The following is a 17,129-nucleotide window of genomic DNA, read 5'->3' as shown; positions in this document are numbered from 1 at the left end:
TTTAATTTAGTGCACAATTTTAACTAAAATAAACCTGATTGGACGAAAAGCCCCAATTCTTCATTGGGCTTGTAGGGAAAGCAGGGCTTTCAGAACCGATGAAAAACAAGCCTTGCTTTGCAAAAAAAAACGACCACCTAGGCCATCTTAGTACTCTGAGTTTTAGAAAGTCTGAGGTCGGGTGTCCGAAGTCAGAGGCTAAGAGTGTTAAGTCTATCGCTTATCTGCTTTGGTCTTTCTGCTCTAAAAACCTTCCACCTTTCTACCCTCAGCCTTCTACCTCTTAAGAAGCATCATCTTTAATATCGAACTGTGTCTCCACAACTTTACCGCCCGAACGTAACTGGTTTGCTAACATTTCTTCTTGTTCTCTGCGGTTTTTTACAATATGGATGGCCGAAAATAGCGCTTCGGTAAAAGAAGTAGAATCTGCCAGATCTTTCCCTGCAATATCGTAACCGGTACCATGATCGGGCGATGTACGTACAAAGTTTAAGCCAGCAGTGTAATTTACGCCGTTATGGAAAGCCAAAGTTTTAAAAGGAATTAAACCCTGGTCGTGGTACATGGCCAAAACCGCATCGAACTGTTTGTAACTGCCATTGCCGAAAAAGCCATCGGCAGGGTAAGGGCCAAAACAAACAATGCCTTTATCGTAAGCTTCCTGAATGGCAGGGGTAATGATTTCAGCTTCTTCGGTACCTAATAATCCGTTATCGCTTGCATGTGGGTTTAAACCCAAAACAGCAATTTTCGGCTTTTCGATCCAGAAATCTTTTTTCAGACTTTCGTTAATTAGCTTTAGTTTACTGATGATTTTATCTTTTGTAATTGAGGTTGGAACATCCTTTACAGGGATATGACCGGTAACTACACCCACGCGTAAATTTTCGCTGATTAAAAACATCAATACATCTTTACTTCCGCTTTTTTCCTGTAGGTATTCAGTATGTCCAGGAAAAGCAAAAGTTTCTGATTGAATGTTATGTTTATTGATCGGAGCAGTAACCAAAGCATCGATATCGCCGTTTACCAGGTCGGCAGTTGCACGCTCTAACGATAAAAGCGCATATTTTCCACCTGTTGGAGTAACCTGACCCAATTCGATTTTTACATCTTCTTCCCAGCAATTAATCATGTTTGCCTTTTTAGGCTGCGCCTGATTGGCTTGATTGATGACGTTAAAACTGAAATCGCCCAGATTGTTTGCCTTTCTGTGAAAAGATGAAACCTTAGTATGGCCATAAACAATTGGTGTACAATAATTTAAAATAGCTGGATTGGATAATGTTTTAATAATTACCTCTAAACCTATGCCGTTTACGTCGCCTATACTGATGCCAATTTTAAGTTTATCGCTCATAATTACTGGAAAATTTTAGCGCAAATTACTGATTTTCGTTTAAACAGGCGCTTACCGGATAAAAATTAGTTATTTTGTACAAAATAGAGTAGCCACGGAAACACGGTTTGCACGGAGAAGGGATTATGGTTTCCCCATTTTTTACAAAGTTTTTCTGTGGTTTCTGTGCCTCCGTGGCAAAATAAAGCGTAAAGATGAGTTTAGTAAAAGCAAAAAAACATTTAGGTCAGCATTTTTTAACCGATAAAGGCATTGCCAACCGCATTGTAGAGGCTTTGGTTAATACCGATAAATACAAGCAGGTTTTAGAGGTAGGACCAGGGATGGGAATTTTATCTGACTTTTTGTTGCAACGTAAAGACCTGGAAACTTATCTGATTGATATCGATACCGAGTCCTTCCATTTTTTGAATGAAAAATATCCTGAGCTTGGCGACCGCCTGATTAACGGTGATTTTTTGAAACTCAATTTTGATGATATTTTTCCTGACAAATTTGCCATCATTGGTAATTTTCCATACAATATATCTTCGCAGATTTTATTTAAGATTTTAGATAACCGCAACAAAGTGGTAGAAATGGTGGGTATGTTCCAGAAAGAAGTGGCGCAACGTTGTGCCGCACCCGCTGGAAATAAAGAATATGGTATTTTAAGTGTGTTCTTGCAGGCTTATTATAAAATAGAATACCTGTTTACCGTTAAACCAGGAACGTTTAATCCGCCGCCAAAGGTTCATTCGGCAGTGATCCGCTTAATCCGCAATGAAGTGGAGGCTTTAGACTGTGACGAAAAATTATTCTGGCGGGTAGTGAAGGCGGGTTTCAATCAGCGTAGAAAAACCTTGCGCAATGCCGTTTCTGCAGTGATGCCGAAAGATAAAATGGACGATCATATTTATTTTGAAAAAAGGGCAGAGCAGTTAACCGTTGCAGATTTTGTTGCTTTAACGCAACATGTAAGTAAGTTGATGGCTGTTTAGTCTATATTCTCGTTGTCATTCTGAATGCAAGCAATGGTTAAATTTTTATAGATATGAAAAGCAGGTTTCTGCTGTCTTAGGTTGCGCCAGTCCCGTTTTCCGTTTTACTTCTCCCGATGAAAAAATCGGGAGTCGTGCTCACTCCAACCGAGTTTAATTGAAGTGAGATATTACAAGAATGAGGATATGTAATTACTTTTTCTTGCTCATTGAAACAGTTCCGTAATTAAAAAATCTGTGCAATCATACGCTTGCGTTTTCTTGCAAAATCATGATCATTTTCAGCTAATTTCTCCTTTCCTTTGCGCTATAATTTTAAGGAAACCATGATAAATTATCGCGAAATTTTTGAACAACAAGGACTTGATTATTTAACCTACCGTGCACTGATTGACCAACTTCTGTTAGAGGGAAAGGCTACTGGCGATGTAACTTACGATTTGCACTACACTAAAATGAATGTGCAGCGCATGAATCGCGTGGATAAAACGGTTAGCTTAAATGATGAGTTGACTTCAACTATTGAACATCTTAAAGAAAATTATAAATTTCTGGTAATTACCGAAGGCTGGTGTGGCGATGCTGCCCAGATTGTTCCGGTGTTTAACAAAATTGCTACGGCATCATTAGGTAAAATAGATTTGAAATTTGTTTTACGCGATAAAAACCTTCCATTAATAGATGCGCATTTAACCAATGGCGGAAGGGCTATCCCGGTTTTAATTGTATTGAATAAATCAGCAGACCAGGTTTTAGGTACCTGGGGCCCAAGACCACAAATTTTGCAGCAACTTTTAAAAGAGTGGAAAAAAGAAAACATTGAAATGCCAGTTTTGGCAGAAAAACTTCACGGCTGGTATGCTAAAGATAAAACGCAAACCACACAGGCGGGGTTAACTGAGCTTTTGAAAAGATTGGAGAATTAATTTTCGTGGAATAGTCGTCATCTCGACTGAAACGCAGTGAAATGGAGAGATCTGCCTAGATAGATTTCTCGACTACGTTGCACCCGATAGCTATCGGGTCCGCTCGAAATGACGATATTGCGAGGGTCGTTCGCGAGAAAAATAATCCTTTTAATCAACAGAAACAGTTAGGCCTTCTTGCTGTAAAATTTTGCGGTATACCTCCATTTCGGTAAATGATCCTTCTAAAACAGGACATTTACCATCATTATGCACTTTCCATGCAATTTTTTCAGCCTGCGATTCGTTATAATCCAGGTATTTCATCATACAGTAAATCACATGATCAAAGGTATTGATATCATCATTCCACAAAATAAGGCGATGTACGGTTTTTAGGGAAGTTAAAATTTCTTCGAGCGTAAAGGTCTCTTCTTTGGTTTCTGTAGACATGGTGCAAAAATAAACAATAATTTAGAAGATTTGAGACATTAGATCTGAGATATTAAATTTTAGGACGTTAGGATAAAATCTCACATCTCAAATCGCACCTCTCATATCTTTTTTTAATTAACTAACTTTGCTAACCAAATAATAATAAATACGAGCATGCACCAGTCTAAAATTGCAGGAATAGGTTTGTACGTTCCTAAAAATGTATACACCAACGATGATTTAAGCCGTTTTATGGATACCAATGATGCGTGGATCCAGGAGCGTACCGGAATTAAAGAACGTCGTTTTGCCGATCGTAATGAGGAAACCACCACCACAATGGGCATTGAAGCCGCTAAAATTGCGATCGAGAGGGCTGGAATTACCGCTAAAGATGTCGATTTTATCGTTTTTGCCACACTTAGTCCTGATTATTATTTTCCAGGTTGCGGTGTATTATTGCAACGCGAAATGGGCATGGGCGAAATTGGTGCGCTCGATATTCGTAACCAATGTTCTGGCTTTGTATATGCCCTTTCAGTGGCCGATCAGTTTGTAAAAACGGGCATGTATAAAAATGTGCTGGTGGTGGGTAGCGAAAAACACTCCTTTGCAATGGATTTCGAAACCCGAAGCCGTAATGTATCGGTAATTTTTGGAGATGGTGCTGGTGCAGTGGTGTTACAACCTACAGACGAGCCAGGAAAAGGGATTTTAAGTACACATTTACATAGCGATGGTGCAGATGCCGAAATTCTGGCGATGTATTACCCAGGTTCTCATGCCAACAAATGGTTAAAAGATAAACCAGCCTACCCGGAACAGGAATTGGGCGGGTTATTTATGACAAATGAAATTTTAGAAAGCGGTGCTGCTTTACCTTATATGGATGGTCCGGCAGTTTTCAAAAAAGCGGTAGTGAAATTTCCTGAAGTAATTAAAGAAGCTTTGGCCGCAAATAACTTAACCGAAAAAGATATTGATATGCTGGTACCACACCAGGCAAACTTGCGCATCAGTCAGTATGTACAGCAGTTATTGGGCTTAAAAGACGATCAGGTTTTTAATAATATTCAAAAATATGGCAATACCACGGCAGCTTCAGTGCCGATTGCTTTATGCGAAGCATGGGAAGCTGGCAAAATTAAAGATGGCGATCTGGTTTGCCTCGCTGCATTCGGTTCGGGCTTTACCTGGGCCAGTGCGCTGATTAGGTGGTAGCTGCTTTAGTCTTTAGTCTTTAGTCTTTAGTCTTTAGTCTTTAGTCTTTAGTCTTTTTAAAATAGCCAGGCAAGTTAGCCTAAAATAAGAAGTAGACTCACTATTATAAAATTCGTCATTTCGAGCGGAGCGCAGCGAAGTCGAGAAATCTGAGGCATTGATATATAACCTAAGCACCTTATTTATTTACCATTAAGAAGTTAAGAACATTAAGGTTTTAGTACATTTTTTTAATAACCTTAACTTCTTAATGATAAAAACCATCTATTGCGTTTTTGGCTTAATAAAATCTCCTAAATAACTGCATTCTCCGGCTGCTACAGCATAAAAAGGTGTTTTGCCGTAGCTAAACCTCAATTCTTTAAGATAAGGATTGTTATAATTAGCCTTGATAAAGTTTTTCCATTTTATATCGGTTTTATCATAATAGTAAAACGATAATGGATTTGCATTCATAATAATTTGCTTTTGCAAACATTTAGCGAGCATAAAGGTACATTTAGCTTTAAAATCGGCATTGGTGCTCAAGGCCCTTGCTTTTAAATACCAGGCTTTTGCCGTTTGTGCTTTTTTGTAGTCGCCATCGTACACATATTTTGCCGGATTGCTATTATCGTACGATGACCAATCATAACTGATCAGAAACCAGCTATTTCCAAAATAACCTGTTTGGTAAACCGCGTTGGCCATCTTATAGTAATAAAGCGCAGCATTCTTTTTATCGCTCACCGTTAATTTCTGCAAGCGGAGCATTTCTGCAGCAAAAGCCTTTTTGGTAACAGATGCCTTGGCCGTTACGTACTTTTTAGGGAAATCGTTAATGGTTTCGATAAATGGATTGGCATACAATTTTGACTCCGATTCTGCCCCATACCAGTTCTCCGGACTGAAATATTTGTAATTTGCTGAAACTTTTGCAAACATCTGTACCGCTTTATCGTATTGATGTGTACGTAAATAGGTAGTGCCATAAAGCTCATAAAAATCATCGTTTTTGAGTTGATTTAAAGCCGAAGCTAATAAACCGGTAACATCATTGCCTGTTGCCTTGGTTTTGTAAACGGCTAAACCCTGCATGCTTTTCGGACTTAAATTTTTCTGCCAAAAAGCGATGCTCTGGTAGCTCATGTTCTGAAAAAGAGAATTTTCTTTCAAAGTTTTGTATGTAAGGTCGCCTTTAACCATGGCCAATGCTGCTTTAGCCGTATCGCCCATATTTAAATAGGCGGGAGCCAGTATCTGTTGATAAAAGTTTCTGGTCGTTCTGCTGAAACGTTTATCGGCCTGATCATCATAATAATATTGCCCGTTTTGCTGATTTTTGTTTTCTGCAAAACGTTTTTCATCCAGCCATTTTAGAGTAGATAGTAAATCATTCTCATTAAATGGATTGCCTTTTTTAATGTTTTTAGCTTTGATCAACAAATCCGTAATGCGATATTGATCACGTAATCTTTCCGGCAGTTTATCTGGTTTTAAAATGGCAAGGTAGTTTGAGGCCAGAAAATCTTTATTCTCCATCCACGATAAATAAGCCGCTGTTAATGTGCCCAGTTCTGGCTGGGGATATTTTTTCTCGGTAGCCAGTTTTACAGCAAAATTCCTGATTTCGTTCAGGTATTTTAGATTAACTGTTTTCAAACTGTCCTTATATTTAGGATTTCCGTTGTCCGAAAAGTAATAATTATAACCAATTTTGGCGATGTCGTTCGCCTCAATTAAACTTTGTTCCAATTTATTTACTTCGCGCACCAGTAATGTTCCGTTCAGCTGACTTTTCGGTTCATATTGGTAAACTTTATTTAAACTTTCTATACCCGACTCGGAATTTCCAAAACCATTTATCGCCCAGATATTTGCTTTTTCATTATTGGTTTTGGCATATTTTAAGGCTCCATTAACAGGAGTGCTGTTGTAATAATAGTTTTTATAAGCTTGTACTCTTCGTTCCGGATTGCTTGCAAAAACCTTTGAAAACAAAAAGGCAGATTCTTCTGGATTCCCCAATCTCCGGGTAGAACCGGCATATAAGGCCAATGCCCAGCCTTTAGCCGCACTATTCACCTTACTGGTTTTAATATATTTATCATAGGTTGATTTACTCTCGGCATGGTAACCGGCAAAATGGAACATCCGTTCAGCCTGATATGCGTAGCGTAATTTCAGAAAATCGTCTTTTTCAGCTTCTGTTAATTTTAGTGCTTCTTTAGCTTTTGATCCCATAGCTGTTGTATCACGAGGTTTTGGATCCCAAAGACTAAAATCTACATTGGCCAGGGGTTCGCAGCTCTTTGCAAACAGGTAATATTTTAAAGGTTCTTTACGTTTGCTTAAGGCTTGCATAAAACTGTTCTGCTGTAAACTGTCTGGCAATTGCGAAAGGTTGCCATCAAAATTAACCAGTTTTACATCCGTGGCGCTATCTGTTTTGTACATTACCTTTAGTACATCCTCCTTTTTAACATTGAGGTACTTTGCCCATTCGCGACTGTTTATGTCGGGTTCACTTTCGATATCAGTTTCACTGTTGAGGTAAACCATTTGGTTATAGGCAAACGGCGAATATTCATCTCCTTCTATATTATTGTGGAAATAGGAAATGTAATAATCGTAGGGATCTATCTCACCTCCACAGGCAAGATTCACGGCAATTTCGCCGAAAAAAGTAATCAGGAATACACTAAAAATTAGCGATAACTTTTTGAAGGTCTTCATGGGTAAAATGTTTTAATAGGTCGGTGTCTAAATGGTAGAAAACGAGATTCCGGTCTCTGGGGGCTAAATATCGGGATAAAAATTTAGAGGTAGCAAGTAAATCTTCAGGAGAAATCCGTTCCCATCTTACTACATCGCCTTTTTTTAATCCAGCTGCAGGATAATCAACCAAAAGATCGTAAAGGATGGAATTTTCCCTTTGCTTAAAAAGTTTTTTATCGTCGATCTGCACTTGGCTGATCCGTTTAGAAATACCCGCATATTGCCCGTTTCTAAATACCACCGCCCATTCGAAAATAGGCAGTGCCACATCAAGCGGTATAGGATACTGTCCTAAATAATCTTTTAGGTAAAGATCCATTTCGTTTTGGTCCAGTATGGAATTTTGCTCGCCGTACTTACGCAGGTTGCCCATGTTATAACACATTAAAATGGCCTTTTCAACTGGAGGTACACCGCTCGATACGATATTTTTAACCTGATGCAGGCGCAGGGTTACCGAAATGGTTTTCCCTTTTAGAAGCGGATTTGCTTTTAACTGTTCAAGGAATTTAAAATACTTATTCCTCGTGCCTTTGGTCCAATCGCAATCAATCTGAAGTTCTTGATAATTTGGTTTTCCCGCCTGTTTTACCTTAGCAGCTACAAATTTAGCAATGCGATCGGCCATCACCACAGTCTGGTTAGTGTCGATTTTATTAAAAACCTGGTTAACAATAAACACAACTGGTATAATATCGGTCTCTTTGGGTATTGGATCCGAAAATTTAATCGGCGAAACAGGTACGGGCAGTTGCAGATCAGGATTAAAATCTACGTCCATAATCCGCACATACAAAGAGTTGGATTTAAACTGATTGAGATAAGCGCTTTCTTCCTTTTTGTTCTGGTAATCCGTTTTCCAATAATAAAAAGTAGGATGTACAATTGATTTTTGCTTACAACCAAGGAAGAAAAATACAGAAATCACTAAAATACTTATCTTGCGCATATCAATTTTATTGAGCAAAAGTAGTATAAAATGCGGGCAGTTTTACAAAGAGTTACACAGGCGAGTTGCACTGTTGATGACGAAATAACAGGAGCGATTGACGGCGGATTTCTGGTATTATTAGGTATTGAAGATGCCGATCAGGTAGAAGACCTGGAATGGTTGGCACAGAAAATTATCGGGATGCGCGTTTTTGGTGATGAAAATGGAATGATGAATAAAGCACTTGCCGATGTGGGCGGAGATATTTTATTAATCAGCCAGTTTACCTTATTCGCATCTACCAAAAAAGGAAATCGTCCGGGTTTTACAAGGGCAGCACGACCAGATGTGGCGATTCCACTTTATGAAAAAATGATTGAAAAGCTATCGGCTTTATTGGGCAAAAAAATAAAAACCGGAATCTTCGGTGCTGATATGAAAATAGCACTTTTAAACGATGGGCCGGTCACAATTTTGATTGATACAAAAGATAAGGAATAATTTTGAACAATATCAGCGTAACTTATTAAGTCTTAAATTGTCAAAAAGTGATATTAATTTATTCCAAAACTTTTAACCTAAGCTAATATGAAGGATAAAAATCCGAACCGACTGACGGAATATGGTTGTCTGGTATTTTTTCTAGGGCTAAAACTAATTTTATCTTTTTTATTGGTTAATTCAGTTTACGAATTACACCGCGACGAATTCCTGCATTTAGATCAGGCCAATCACCTGGCTGCTGGTTTTACCTCTGTGCCACCTTTAACCTCGCTATTTTCGTGGCTGATTAAAGCTTTTGGCAATGGTGTTTTTATGGTAAAACTCGTACCTGCATTAATGGGGGCTGTAACCATATTGTATTGCTGGAAAACCGTCGATTTCTTAAAAGGGAACCTGTTGGCCAAATGTTTTGTTGCCGTAGCCTGTATATTTTCTATTCTGCTTAGGCTAAATACTCTTTATCAGCCCAATTCTTTCGATGTTTTAGCCTGGACAGCAATATTCTATTATTTATTGAGGTATTTCAATCAAAAAGAGGCTAAACACCTGTATGCTTTTGCCGTTTTTGTGGCTTTAGGCTTTCTAAATAAGTATAATGTCATATTTCTGGTTATTGGTCTGTTGCCAGCCATAATTATTACGCCAAATCGAAAAATATTTGCCGATAAACATCTTTATCTATCAATTTTACTGGCACTTTTAATTATTTCTCCTAATGTAATCTGGCAGATTAACCATCACTTCCCGGTGTTAACCCACATGAAACTTTTACAGGCCACACAATTGGTGCATGTAAACCGGATCGATTTTTTTATCGGGCAGTTTCTCTTTTTTATCAGTTCAATTTTTATCCTTCTCGCAGGGATTTTAAGTTTAATTTTTTATAAAGATTTCAGGAAATACAGCTGGATTATTTTAACCTACATCATTACCCTTATTGTATTCAGTTATTTTAAAGCCAAAGATTATTATGCCTTAGGTTTATATCCGGTTTTACTGGCTTTTGGTGCTGTTTATTTAAGTCGGGTTTTAGTAAAAAAACACATACTAACAGGTTTGCTGTTCGCTTTTAATATAGGCACATTTATTTACCTGTTACCACTTTTGATGCCGGTTTATAGTCCTGACGAAATTATTGCGCACCATAAAAGATTTGAGCGGGTAGGGGCACTGCGTTGGGAAGATGGGAAAAATCATGCGCTGCCGCAGGATTATGCTGATATGCAGGGCTGGAAAGAATTAGCAGCACTAGTTGATTCTGCTTACGGAAAGGTTAAAGATAAATCAGTATTGTTAGTCCGTGCCGATAATTATGGACAGGCAGGCGCAATCAATTATTATTCAAAATATAAAAACATCAATGCGGTATCATACAATGCAGATTACCTGTACTGGTTTAAAATGGATAAACCGATCAAAGATTTAATTATGATCACCGGGTGGAAAGATGAAGATCCGAAACGTAAACGGGAGCAGCCTTATTTTGCCAGGATTACGAAAATTGGGGAAATAAAAACACCTTATGCACGTGAAAAAGGGGCAGGTGTGTTTTTGCTTGAAGGTGCTAAACCCGAAGTTAGCAGTATTATAAAATCAGAAATAGAGGAAGAAAAAAATGACCATTAACGAAGCACAGGAAACGGTAGACCGTTGGATTAAAACTACAGGGATCCGCTATTTTAATGAATTAACCAATACTGCCATTTTAATGGAAGAAGTTGGAGAAGTTGCCCGAATTATGGCCCGAAAATACGGTGAACAGTCGTTTAAAAAAAGCGACGAAGAAGTAAATCTTGCCGATGAAATGGCCGATGTCATGTTTGTGCTGATCTGTCTGGCCAATCAAACCGGTATCAATCTAACAGAAGCCTTGGAAAAGAACCTGGAAAAAAAGAGCATCCGCGATGCATATAGACATAAGAATAACGAGAAGTTAAAGTGAAGTTTTGAATGATAGAATTTTAAATGAGAGAATTTTGAATGAGAGAATGAGAGTTAATCTTTAGCATTCAATCATTCAAAATTTTCTCACTCTATCATTTATTGGCTTAGCCAACAAATTCCATCAAACTTCTATAAGCTACAAAACGGTTTTTATACTTTTCGTTTAACTCTGCCTGTAAAGCTGGTGCAAATTCTTCCTGGTATTTATTGTATTGTTCGAGTGTTTCTGCAACATACTGTGCGCAATAAGTTACGCCTTCGTTTGGCGAATCTACAACCTTTAATAAGCGGTTAGAAACAAACATGCCTGTTGCCATCACTTCTGGGATGTGAACATCCTGCATCCATTGTAACCATTCTTCGGCTGCTGCATCTTCGAGGATGAGCGTAACATTATATAAAAACATATTGCAAAGGTAAATAATATATAAATGCCAAAAAATGCATAGATAAGTGTTTTTATTCTTTTAAGTGCTATTATTCAATTAAATTTGCCGTACCCTTTATTTAGCATGATACGAAATAACGCCTCTCAAAAAATCGATAACTCAACACGCAATTACATTTATACCGGTTACCTTACCGCAATTTTTGGTGGTGTTTTAGGTCTGGTAATCGGTTGGGATATCATGAAGAAAAAAAAGACATTGTATACCGGTGAAAAGGTATTTTCTTATTCCTTAATGGATCGGCAGCATGGCGCAAGAATTTTAATTTTAGCTGGAATTTGCTTCATTTTGTTGTTAACCTTAGCTATTATTGCATTAGATGCATAAGTTAGCTGCAATATTGAAATGATTACCATTACCACATCTTCTACCATAAAAGAACTTGAAGGAATTCTTGAACTTCAAAAGCAAAACCTAAAACAGGATTTAACACCCGAACAAATTAAAGCGCAAGGCTTTGTTACCGTTTCGCATTCGCTCGATGATCTGGAAAAGATGCATCTACATGAGCCTAATATTATTGCTAAGGACGGAGATACCGTTGCAGCTTATGTGTTGGGAATGACTGAGCAATCTAAAAACGATATTCCGAGGCTTGTTGAAATGTACGAAAGCTTCGATGATATTTTATACCATGGGAAATCTGTTTCTGATTATCATTATATTGTGGTTGGGCAGGTATGCGTAGGGTACGATTATCGGGGCAAAGGTTTATTTGATGAATGCTACAACGCCTATAAAAATTATTTTAAAGGTAGATATAACTTCGCCATCACTGAAATTGCGGGTATTAATTTACGATCTATGAATGCACATAAACGCATCGGCTTCGAGATCATTCATACTTATACCGATGGTAGTGGTGTAGAATGGAACGTGGTGGTTTGGGACTGGGATGATTTTAATTAGTATCTTCATCCTGACGCTTTATTCAAATAACCATGACCACTGATTTTGTAACCTTCCAAAGATTTAATGATAAAGTGGCGGCTATGGCGCTGGCCGAAACATTTAGAGAAAACGGGATTGAGTGTGGATTGGAGGATGTTTCTGAAAACTTTGATGTTTCGTTTGCCAATAATGAAATCAATAAAGACTTTAGAGTAAAGCTGAAGCCTGTTGATTTTGAACGGGCGGACACTCTGCTGCTGCAACTGGCAGAGAAAGATTTAACAGATATCGATCCGGGTTACTATATTTTTGATTTTAGTGACGAAGAACTGAAGGAAATTGTTGAAAAACAGGATGAGTGGAGCAGTTTAGATTTTTTACTGGCCAAAAAGATATTAAAAGAACGTGGTGTAGAGATAAATGTTGGTCAGATCCAAACACTTAAAGAAAAAAGGTTAGAAGCGTTAGCTGAACCTGAAGAAAGTCCGAAGGTGCTGATTATAGCGGGTTATATCCTGGCTGTTGTGGGCGGATTAATAGCCATTATTATTGGGGCTTATCTACGCACCCATAAAAAAACATTGCCTAACGGAGAACGGGTTTTTGGTTACGCCCCGGCAGACCGGGCGCATGGCGAAAGAATTTTGATTATCGGCATTCTTGCACTGATACTTTCATTCGCATATCAATTTTTAAAGTACACTTAATCTGGTCTGGCACTTGAAGCTGAGTGTGTGGGGCAATTAACCAGTTACAACAATTAACCGATTAACCATTACGAATGAACTAATGACTAATGAACCATTGAACTAATCAAACCCCATCTCCCCTTAAATTCCTGAATCTTTTTCTCGCCTCAGCGCTGAACATGCTACCAGGATAATCGGTAATCAGTTTTTGAAAGTAAATTTTAGCTTGTGCAATATCATTCAGTTTCTTTTCATAAAGATCGCCCAATGTAAAAAGCGCATCGTCTGTCCAGATCCCATCTTTAAATTCTTCCGTTACTTTTTTAAGGATATCGGCAGCTTTTTGAAAATCGTTCGCTTTAATAAAAATCCGTGCTTTACTCATCATAATGGCATCCGCCAAACTGTTTTGAGGATAAGCAATTGCAATGCTATCCATTTTTTTTACTGCTTTTTCGGGCAGATTTCTAAATAAGAGCATCTCTGCATCAGCATACATTTTTAAGGCATTGCTGTCAGCTGGCGTCTGAATGTTATCACTGATTAATAAACTCAGGTTTAAGGCATCATTGGCAATCAGTTGAGAGGTAGCCGCCTTTAATACCAAACATTGACCATTGCTGTATTCGAAATTGCCCTGATAAAATGAAAGTTTTGCGCTGCGGAAACGGGCTTCGTTACCTACAGGCTGCCCTTCGAACTGTTTGCTTACCTGTTCGTACACCAAAAATGCTTCCCATGGCTGATTGGTTAAAATATAAATATCACCTAAATCCAGTTTCAGCTGTCCAAGTTCCATCTCATTAATGCCTGGCATTTTAATCGCTTCTTCCAGCTCTTTTTCTGCTTTGGCTGGTTGGTTTAAATAATAAGCCTGCAGGTTGGCCAGTTTTTTAATCGCGAAAAGGGTATTTCTGTTTTTGCCGTTCTCTTCCAGTAAGGCCTCATAATCTTTCGCCAGCAGATCAAGATCTGCAACCGTATATTTTCCGCTGGTGCGCAGGTTATACCTGGTGTTGAGCATTTCGATTTTCGATGGCAGGTAATATTGGTTATCCTTTCCTTTGGTCAATAAGTAATCGTAAGCTTTAATCGCTGTTTCATAAGCGCCGTTGTCAACAAAAGTGTAAATGGCGTTAAATAGTGTCCCTCCATCTGCCTTCGTCCGTTTATCAAAAGCAATTAACTGGCGCAGGGCCATATCAAATTCCTGTTGCTGGATGTAATTCCAGGTAAGTAACTGGATGTAAATTTCGGCATCGGGCTCTTTCTGTATTTTCTTTAAAATAGCGGCCTGAAAAGTCTGATAGTCATTTTTATCTTCAAAAATAGATGATAATACGGCTTCGGCCTGTGGTAAGAGTTGTGGCATGGCAGCCATTGCATCCAGGTATTCCTGCATGAGCATGGGCTTATCTTTTTTGAAACGGTAAATGTTCAACAGTTCAAAAGTAAAAGCCTGGTCGTTGCCCAGTAGTTTTCTCCCTTGTTTAAAAGTTTGAACCGCATAATCATAATTTTCGAAACGGTAAAAGCTATTGGCCAGATTTCTGATCCTAAATTCTTCTTTTGGCAATTTGGCAATTACCTCATTAAAAATTTTATTGGCCGCCTGTACATCGCCTTTTTCCTGGTAGAGTTTGCCCAGGGCTATGGGGTAAAGTTCGCTTTGCGGATTTTTTTTAACCTCACGTTTTACCATTTTTTCGGCAACATCATAACGCTTTAATTTTAACAGCGTATTAAAATAAATGTCGAAATAAGCATCATTGTTAGGGATAGCATAAAGTTTTTCTAACAGTACAACTGCCTTTTCATAATCTCCATCCTGGTAATATTGAATGGCCAAAGTGCTTTCATCAGGCGCAACCTGTTGATTGGGACGGAAAACCTGCGCACCAGCCCCAAGTGTTAACAATAAGAATATGATGAAAAGCAAGCGGTTCATAAACCCTAAATTATAAGTTTTAAATGTAACATTTTAATACATCTTTAGCTAAAGCACCCTGTTGTATAAAACGTATTTTAAATGTTACCTGTATTTTATTTTGTGTAAATTTTATAAATACTAAATTGAACCACAACTTATTATTATTTGCATAAGTAACATTGTTGGTGTAAATCGCTTAAAGTTGTTATGTTGCTTATTTTTGTCATCCGGTGAAGGATTTATTTATGTTGAAGAGAATTTTTCTAATGTTAATGGTAGTATTGATCTGGGCTTGTAAGGGTTCAAACAATGATACTATTCCTGTGGACGATTTTTTTAAAACGCAGGATAAAGCCTATTACCGCATTTCCCCCGACGGCAAAAGCCTGTCTTACTTAAAACTTCAGGATAAAAAACTCGATCTTTTTGTTGAAGACCTTGCTACAGGAAATAGTGTACAGCTTACGCATTTGAATGGGAAAAACATTAGTTTTCATTTCTGGACAAGCAATAATGAACTGATTTATTATACAGAGGATGGCTCTAAAGAGCGCAGATCTGATATTTTCGTCATCAATAAAGATGGAAGCAAACAGGTGCAGTTGAGTGCCAATGAAAAAAACAGGCTGAGGGTAATAGAAGATCAGCTGATTGATGATAAATACATTATTGTGGCTTCTAATAAGCGCGATTCGACCGTTTTTGATGTATACCGCTTAAACGTGCGTGATGGGAAAATGGAAATTGCTGCTAAAAATCCGGGTAATATTACCAAGTGGATGACCGATAGCAAAGGTGTACTGAAAATTGCCGTTGCCAGCGATGGGGTGAATGAAACCTTAATGTATCGCGAAAACGAAAATCAGGCTTTTGCACCCGTAATCACCAATAATTTTGAAACTACTTTACAGCCGATTGCCTTTTCTGAAGATCAGCCCAACGTACTGTATGCCATCTCTAGTGTTAACCGCGATAAGAATGCACTGGTAGCGCTTGATTTAAAAAACGGAAAAGAAAAGCAGGTACTTTTTGCAAACGATACCTTAAATGTAGTGGATGCAACCTATTCGCGTTTCCGGAAAAAAATGCTTTTCGCAACCTGCGAAACGTGGAAAAGGGAGAAATTTTACCTTGATGACAGTACAAAAGTGGCTTACTCGATAATAGATAAACTTTTGCCAGGTACCGAATGGGTAATTATGGATAAGGATAAAACGGATAAAGTGTTTGTAATTAGGACCTTTACCGATAAAAATCCGGGTTCTTACTATTTATATACGGCTGTTGATAAAAGACTTAAAAAACTTACTGATGTGAGCCCTTCCATTAAACCGGAAGATATGAATGCCATGAAACCGGTCAGTTTTAAAAGCCGTGATAGTTTGACTATTAATGGTTATTTAACCCTGCCTAAAAATAAAAAGGCCGTTAATTTACCGGTGGTGGTGTTGCCGCATAACGGGCCAAAATCAAGAAACAGTTGGGGTTATAATGCAGAGGTACAATTTTTGGCCAACCGTGGTTATGCCGTTTTGCAGGTAAATTACCGTGGCTCTACCGGTTATGGAAAATCATTTTATGCTGCAGGTTTTAAACAGTGGAGCGATAAAATACAGGAAGATGTAAATGATGGTGTAAAATGGCTTATTGCAGAAAAAATTGCCAATCCTAAAAAAATTGCCATTTATGGTAACGGTTTTGGCGGGTATATCGCATTAAATTGTTTGTATAAAAATCCTGATCTTTATAAATGTGGCGGATCAAATTCGGGCGTGATTAACCTGTTTAGTTACCTCAAAACTTTTCCTCCATTTTTAAAGGCCAAATTACAGATGTATTACGAAATTGTAGGCAATCCCATAACTGAAACCGATTATATGCGTTTTGCATCGCCTGTATTCCATGCTGACCGGTTTAAGGCGCCTGTTTTTATTGCTCAAAACCCTAAAGACCCCAGTGTTAACGTTGCAGAAGGCGTGCAGTTTATTAAAGAATTGAAAAAACGCAATGTTCAGGTTACCTATATCGAAAAGGAGGAAGGTCCCGATCCGGTGGTACGCCAGCAAAGCAGAACAGCCCTGTATAAAGCTTTAGAGGAGTTTTTAAACGAAAATCTAGGTAAGAAATAGG

16 protein-coding genes are annotated in these 17,129 nt (G+C 38.2%); 10 read left to right on the top strand and 6 right to left on the bottom strand.

Annotated elements, in window-relative coordinates; translation table 11 throughout:
• Positions 1 to 283 precede the first annotated feature (283 nt).
• Positions 284 to 1,363, bottom strand: coding sequence for a 4-hydroxythreonine-4-phosphate dehydrogenase PdxA (pdxA, locus tag H9L23_RS19570; RefSeq protein WP_187591918.1), 1,080 nt, complete (start codon positions 1,361 to 1,363; stop codon positions 284 to 286).
• 194 nt (positions 1,364 to 1,557) lie between these two features.
• On the opposite strand from pdxA, the gene rsmA reads away from it, so the two are divergent.
• Both rsmA and H9L23_RS19560 read left to right on the top strand, forming a co-directional pair.
• A complete protein-coding gene (gene rsmA, locus H9L23_RS19565) occupies positions 1,558 to 2,343 on the top strand; it encodes a 16S rRNA (adenine(1518)-N(6)/adenine(1519)-N(6))-dimethyltransferase RsmA (RefSeq protein WP_187591917.1) in 786 nt (261 codons plus the stop codon).
• Between the two features lie 326 nt (positions 2,344 to 2,669).
• Positions 2,670 to 3,269 carry a thioredoxin family protein gene (locus H9L23_RS19560; RefSeq protein WP_187591916.1) on the top strand — a complete coding sequence of 200 codons (600 nt, stop codon included), beginning with the start codon at positions 2,670 to 2,672 and terminating at the stop codon, positions 3,267 to 3,269.
• Between the two features lie 150 nt (positions 3,270 to 3,419).
• On the opposite strand, the gene H9L23_RS19555 is transcribed toward H9L23_RS19560, so the two are convergent.
• On the bottom strand, positions 3,420 to 3,701 hold the full coding sequence (locus H9L23_RS19555) for an ATP-dependent Clp protease adaptor ClpS (protein WP_029274160.1): 282 nt from the start codon (positions 3,699 to 3,701) through the stop codon (positions 3,420 to 3,422).
• A 156-nt stretch (positions 3,702 to 3,857) separates the two neighbouring features.
• Between H9L23_RS19555 and H9L23_RS19550 the strand changes: the two genes are divergently transcribed.
• Positions 3,858 to 4,904 (top strand): 3-oxoacyl-ACP synthase III family protein, encoded by a 1,047-nt coding sequence (locus H9L23_RS19550; protein ID WP_187591915.1) that lies wholly within the window; start codon positions 3,858 to 3,860, stop codon positions 4,902 to 4,904.
• A gap of 264 nt (positions 4,905 to 5,168) precedes the next feature.
• Here H9L23_RS19550 and H9L23_RS19545 read toward each other — a convergent pair whose 3' ends face one another.
• Together H9L23_RS19545 and H9L23_RS19540 are read right to left on the bottom strand one after the other, a co-directional pair.
• A complete protein-coding gene (locus H9L23_RS19545; protein WP_187591914.1) occupies positions 5,169 to 7,619 on the bottom strand; it encodes a hypothetical protein in 2,451 nt (816 codons plus the stop codon).
• A complete protein-coding gene (locus H9L23_RS19540) occupies positions 7,585 to 8,610 on the bottom strand; it encodes a hypothetical protein (protein ID WP_246474745.1) in 1,026 nt (341 codons plus the stop codon). Before H9L23_RS19540 ends, H9L23_RS19545 begins: the two co-directional genes overlap by 35 nt.
• Positions 8,611 to 8,640: 30 nt before the next feature.
• Between H9L23_RS19540 and dtd the strand changes: the two genes are divergently transcribed.
• The 3 genes from dtd (at position 8,641) to H9L23_RS19525 (ending at position 11,038) form a co-directional block, all read left to right on the top strand.
• Positions 8,641 to 9,093 carry a D-aminoacyl-tRNA deacylase gene (gene dtd, locus H9L23_RS19535; RefSeq protein ID WP_187591912.1) on the top strand — a complete coding sequence of 151 codons (453 nt, stop codon included), beginning with the start codon at positions 8,641 to 8,643 and terminating at the stop codon, positions 9,091 to 9,093.
• An 87-nt stretch (positions 9,094 to 9,180) separates the two neighbouring features.
• Positions 9,181 to 10,722, top strand: a complete 1,542-nt coding sequence (locus tag H9L23_RS19530) for a glycosyltransferase family 39 protein (protein WP_187591911.1) — start codon at positions 9,181 to 9,183, stop codon at positions 10,720 to 10,722.
• On the top strand, positions 10,712 to 11,038 hold the full coding sequence (locus tag H9L23_RS19525; RefSeq protein WP_187591910.1) for a nucleotide pyrophosphohydrolase: 327 nt from the start codon (positions 10,712 to 10,714) through the stop codon (positions 11,036 to 11,038). Before H9L23_RS19530 ends, H9L23_RS19525 begins: the two co-directional genes overlap by 11 nt.
• Positions 11,039 to 11,144: 106 nt before the next feature.
• On the opposite strand, the gene H9L23_RS19520 is transcribed toward H9L23_RS19525, so the two are convergent.
• A complete protein-coding gene (locus H9L23_RS19520) occupies positions 11,145 to 11,447 on the bottom strand; it encodes a DUF4286 family protein (RefSeq protein WP_187591909.1) in 303 nt (100 codons plus the stop codon).
• Positions 11,448 to 11,552: 105 nt separating this feature from the next.
• Here H9L23_RS19520 and H9L23_RS19515 point away from each other — a divergent pair, with 105 nt between their 5' ends.
• From H9L23_RS19515 to H9L23_RS19505, 3 genes are read left to right on the top strand one after another with little or no spacing between them, the layout of a single operon-like run.
• A complete protein-coding gene (locus tag H9L23_RS19515; protein ID WP_187591908.1) occupies positions 11,553 to 11,816 on the top strand; it encodes a hypothetical protein in 264 nt (87 codons plus the stop codon).
• Between the two features lie 18 nt (positions 11,817 to 11,834).
• A complete protein-coding gene (locus H9L23_RS19510; protein WP_187591907.1) occupies positions 11,835 to 12,398 on the top strand; it encodes a GNAT family N-acetyltransferase in 564 nt (187 codons plus the stop codon).
• A gap of 32 nt (positions 12,399 to 12,430) precedes the next feature.
• On the top strand, positions 12,431 to 13,087 hold the full coding sequence (locus H9L23_RS19505; protein WP_187591906.1) for a hypothetical protein: 657 nt from the start codon (positions 12,431 to 12,433) through the stop codon (positions 13,085 to 13,087).
• A 106-nt stretch (positions 13,088 to 13,193) separates the two neighbouring features.
• Here the strand turns inward: H9L23_RS19505 and H9L23_RS19500 are convergent, their stop codons facing one another.
• Complete coding sequence (locus H9L23_RS19500) at positions 13,194 to 15,017, bottom strand: tetratricopeptide repeat protein (protein WP_187591905.1); 1,824 nt, start codon at positions 15,015 to 15,017, stop codon at positions 13,194 to 13,196.
• 227 nt (positions 15,018 to 15,244) lie between these two features.
• Here H9L23_RS19500 and H9L23_RS19495 point away from each other — a divergent pair, with 227 nt between their 5' ends.
• Positions 15,245 to 17,128: a S9 family peptidase gene (locus H9L23_RS19495; protein WP_187591904.1), complete on the top strand. Its 1,884-nt coding sequence runs from the start codon at positions 15,245 to 15,247 to the stop codon at positions 17,126 to 17,128.
• Position 17,129 lies beyond the last annotated feature (1 nt).

This window comes from Pedobacter roseus (assembly GCF_014395225.1).
GTDB lineage: Bacteria > Bacteroidota > Bacteroidia > Sphingobacteriales > Sphingobacteriaceae > Pedobacter > Pedobacter roseus.
Note: the sequence above shows the minus strand (reverse complement) of the source record. Positions and strands in the feature narration are given on the sequence as shown.

Coding starts and splice junctions, on each gene's coding strand:
- pdxA (WP_187591918.1), bottom strand. CDS start 1,363: ATGAGCGATAAACTTAAAATTGGCATCAGTATAGGCGACGTAAACGGC.
- rsmA (WP_187591917.1), top strand. CDS start 1,558: ATGAGTTTAGTAAAAGCAAAAAAACATTTAGGTCAGCATTTTTTAACC.
- H9L23_RS19560 (WP_187591916.1), top strand. CDS start 2,670: ATGATAAATTATCGCGAAATTTTTGAACAACAAGGACTTGATTATTTA.
- H9L23_RS19555 (WP_029274160.1), bottom strand. CDS start 3,701: ATGTCTACAGAAACCAAAGAAGAGACCTTTACGCTCGAAGAAATTTTA.
- H9L23_RS19550 (WP_187591915.1), top strand. CDS start 3,858: ATGCACCAGTCTAAAATTGCAGGAATAGGTTTGTACGTTCCTAAAAAT.
- H9L23_RS19545 (WP_187591914.1), bottom strand. CDS start 7,619: ATGAAGACCTTCAAAAAGTTATCGCTAATTTTTAGTGTATTCCTGATT.
- H9L23_RS19540 (WP_246474745.1), bottom strand. CDS start 8,610: ATGCGCAAGATAAGTATTTTAGTGATTTCTGTATTTTTCTTCCTTGGT.
- dtd (WP_187591912.1), top strand. CDS start 8,641: ATGCGGGCAGTTTTACAAAGAGTTACACAGGCGAGTTGCACTGTTGAT.
- H9L23_RS19530 (WP_187591911.1), top strand. CDS start 9,181: ATGAAGGATAAAAATCCGAACCGACTGACGGAATATGGTTGTCTGGTA.
- H9L23_RS19525 (WP_187591910.1), top strand. CDS start 10,712: ATGACCATTAACGAAGCACAGGAAACGGTAGACCGTTGGATTAAAACT.
- H9L23_RS19520 (WP_187591909.1), bottom strand. CDS start 11,447: ATGTTTTTATATAATGTTACGCTCATCCTCGAAGATGCAGCAGCCGAA.
- H9L23_RS19515 (WP_187591908.1), top strand. CDS start 11,553: ATGATACGAAATAACGCCTCTCAAAAAATCGATAACTCAACACGCAAT.
- H9L23_RS19510 (WP_187591907.1), top strand. CDS start 11,835: ATGATTACCATTACCACATCTTCTACCATAAAAGAACTTGAAGGAATT.
- H9L23_RS19505 (WP_187591906.1), top strand. CDS start 12,431: ATGACCACTGATTTTGTAACCTTCCAAAGATTTAATGATAAAGTGGCG.
- H9L23_RS19500 (WP_187591905.1), bottom strand. CDS start 15,017: ATGAACCGCTTGCTTTTCATCATATTCTTATTGTTAACACTTGGGGCT.
- H9L23_RS19495 (WP_187591904.1), top strand. CDS start 15,245: ATGTTGAAGAGAATTTTTCTAATGTTAATGGTAGTATTGATCTGGGCT.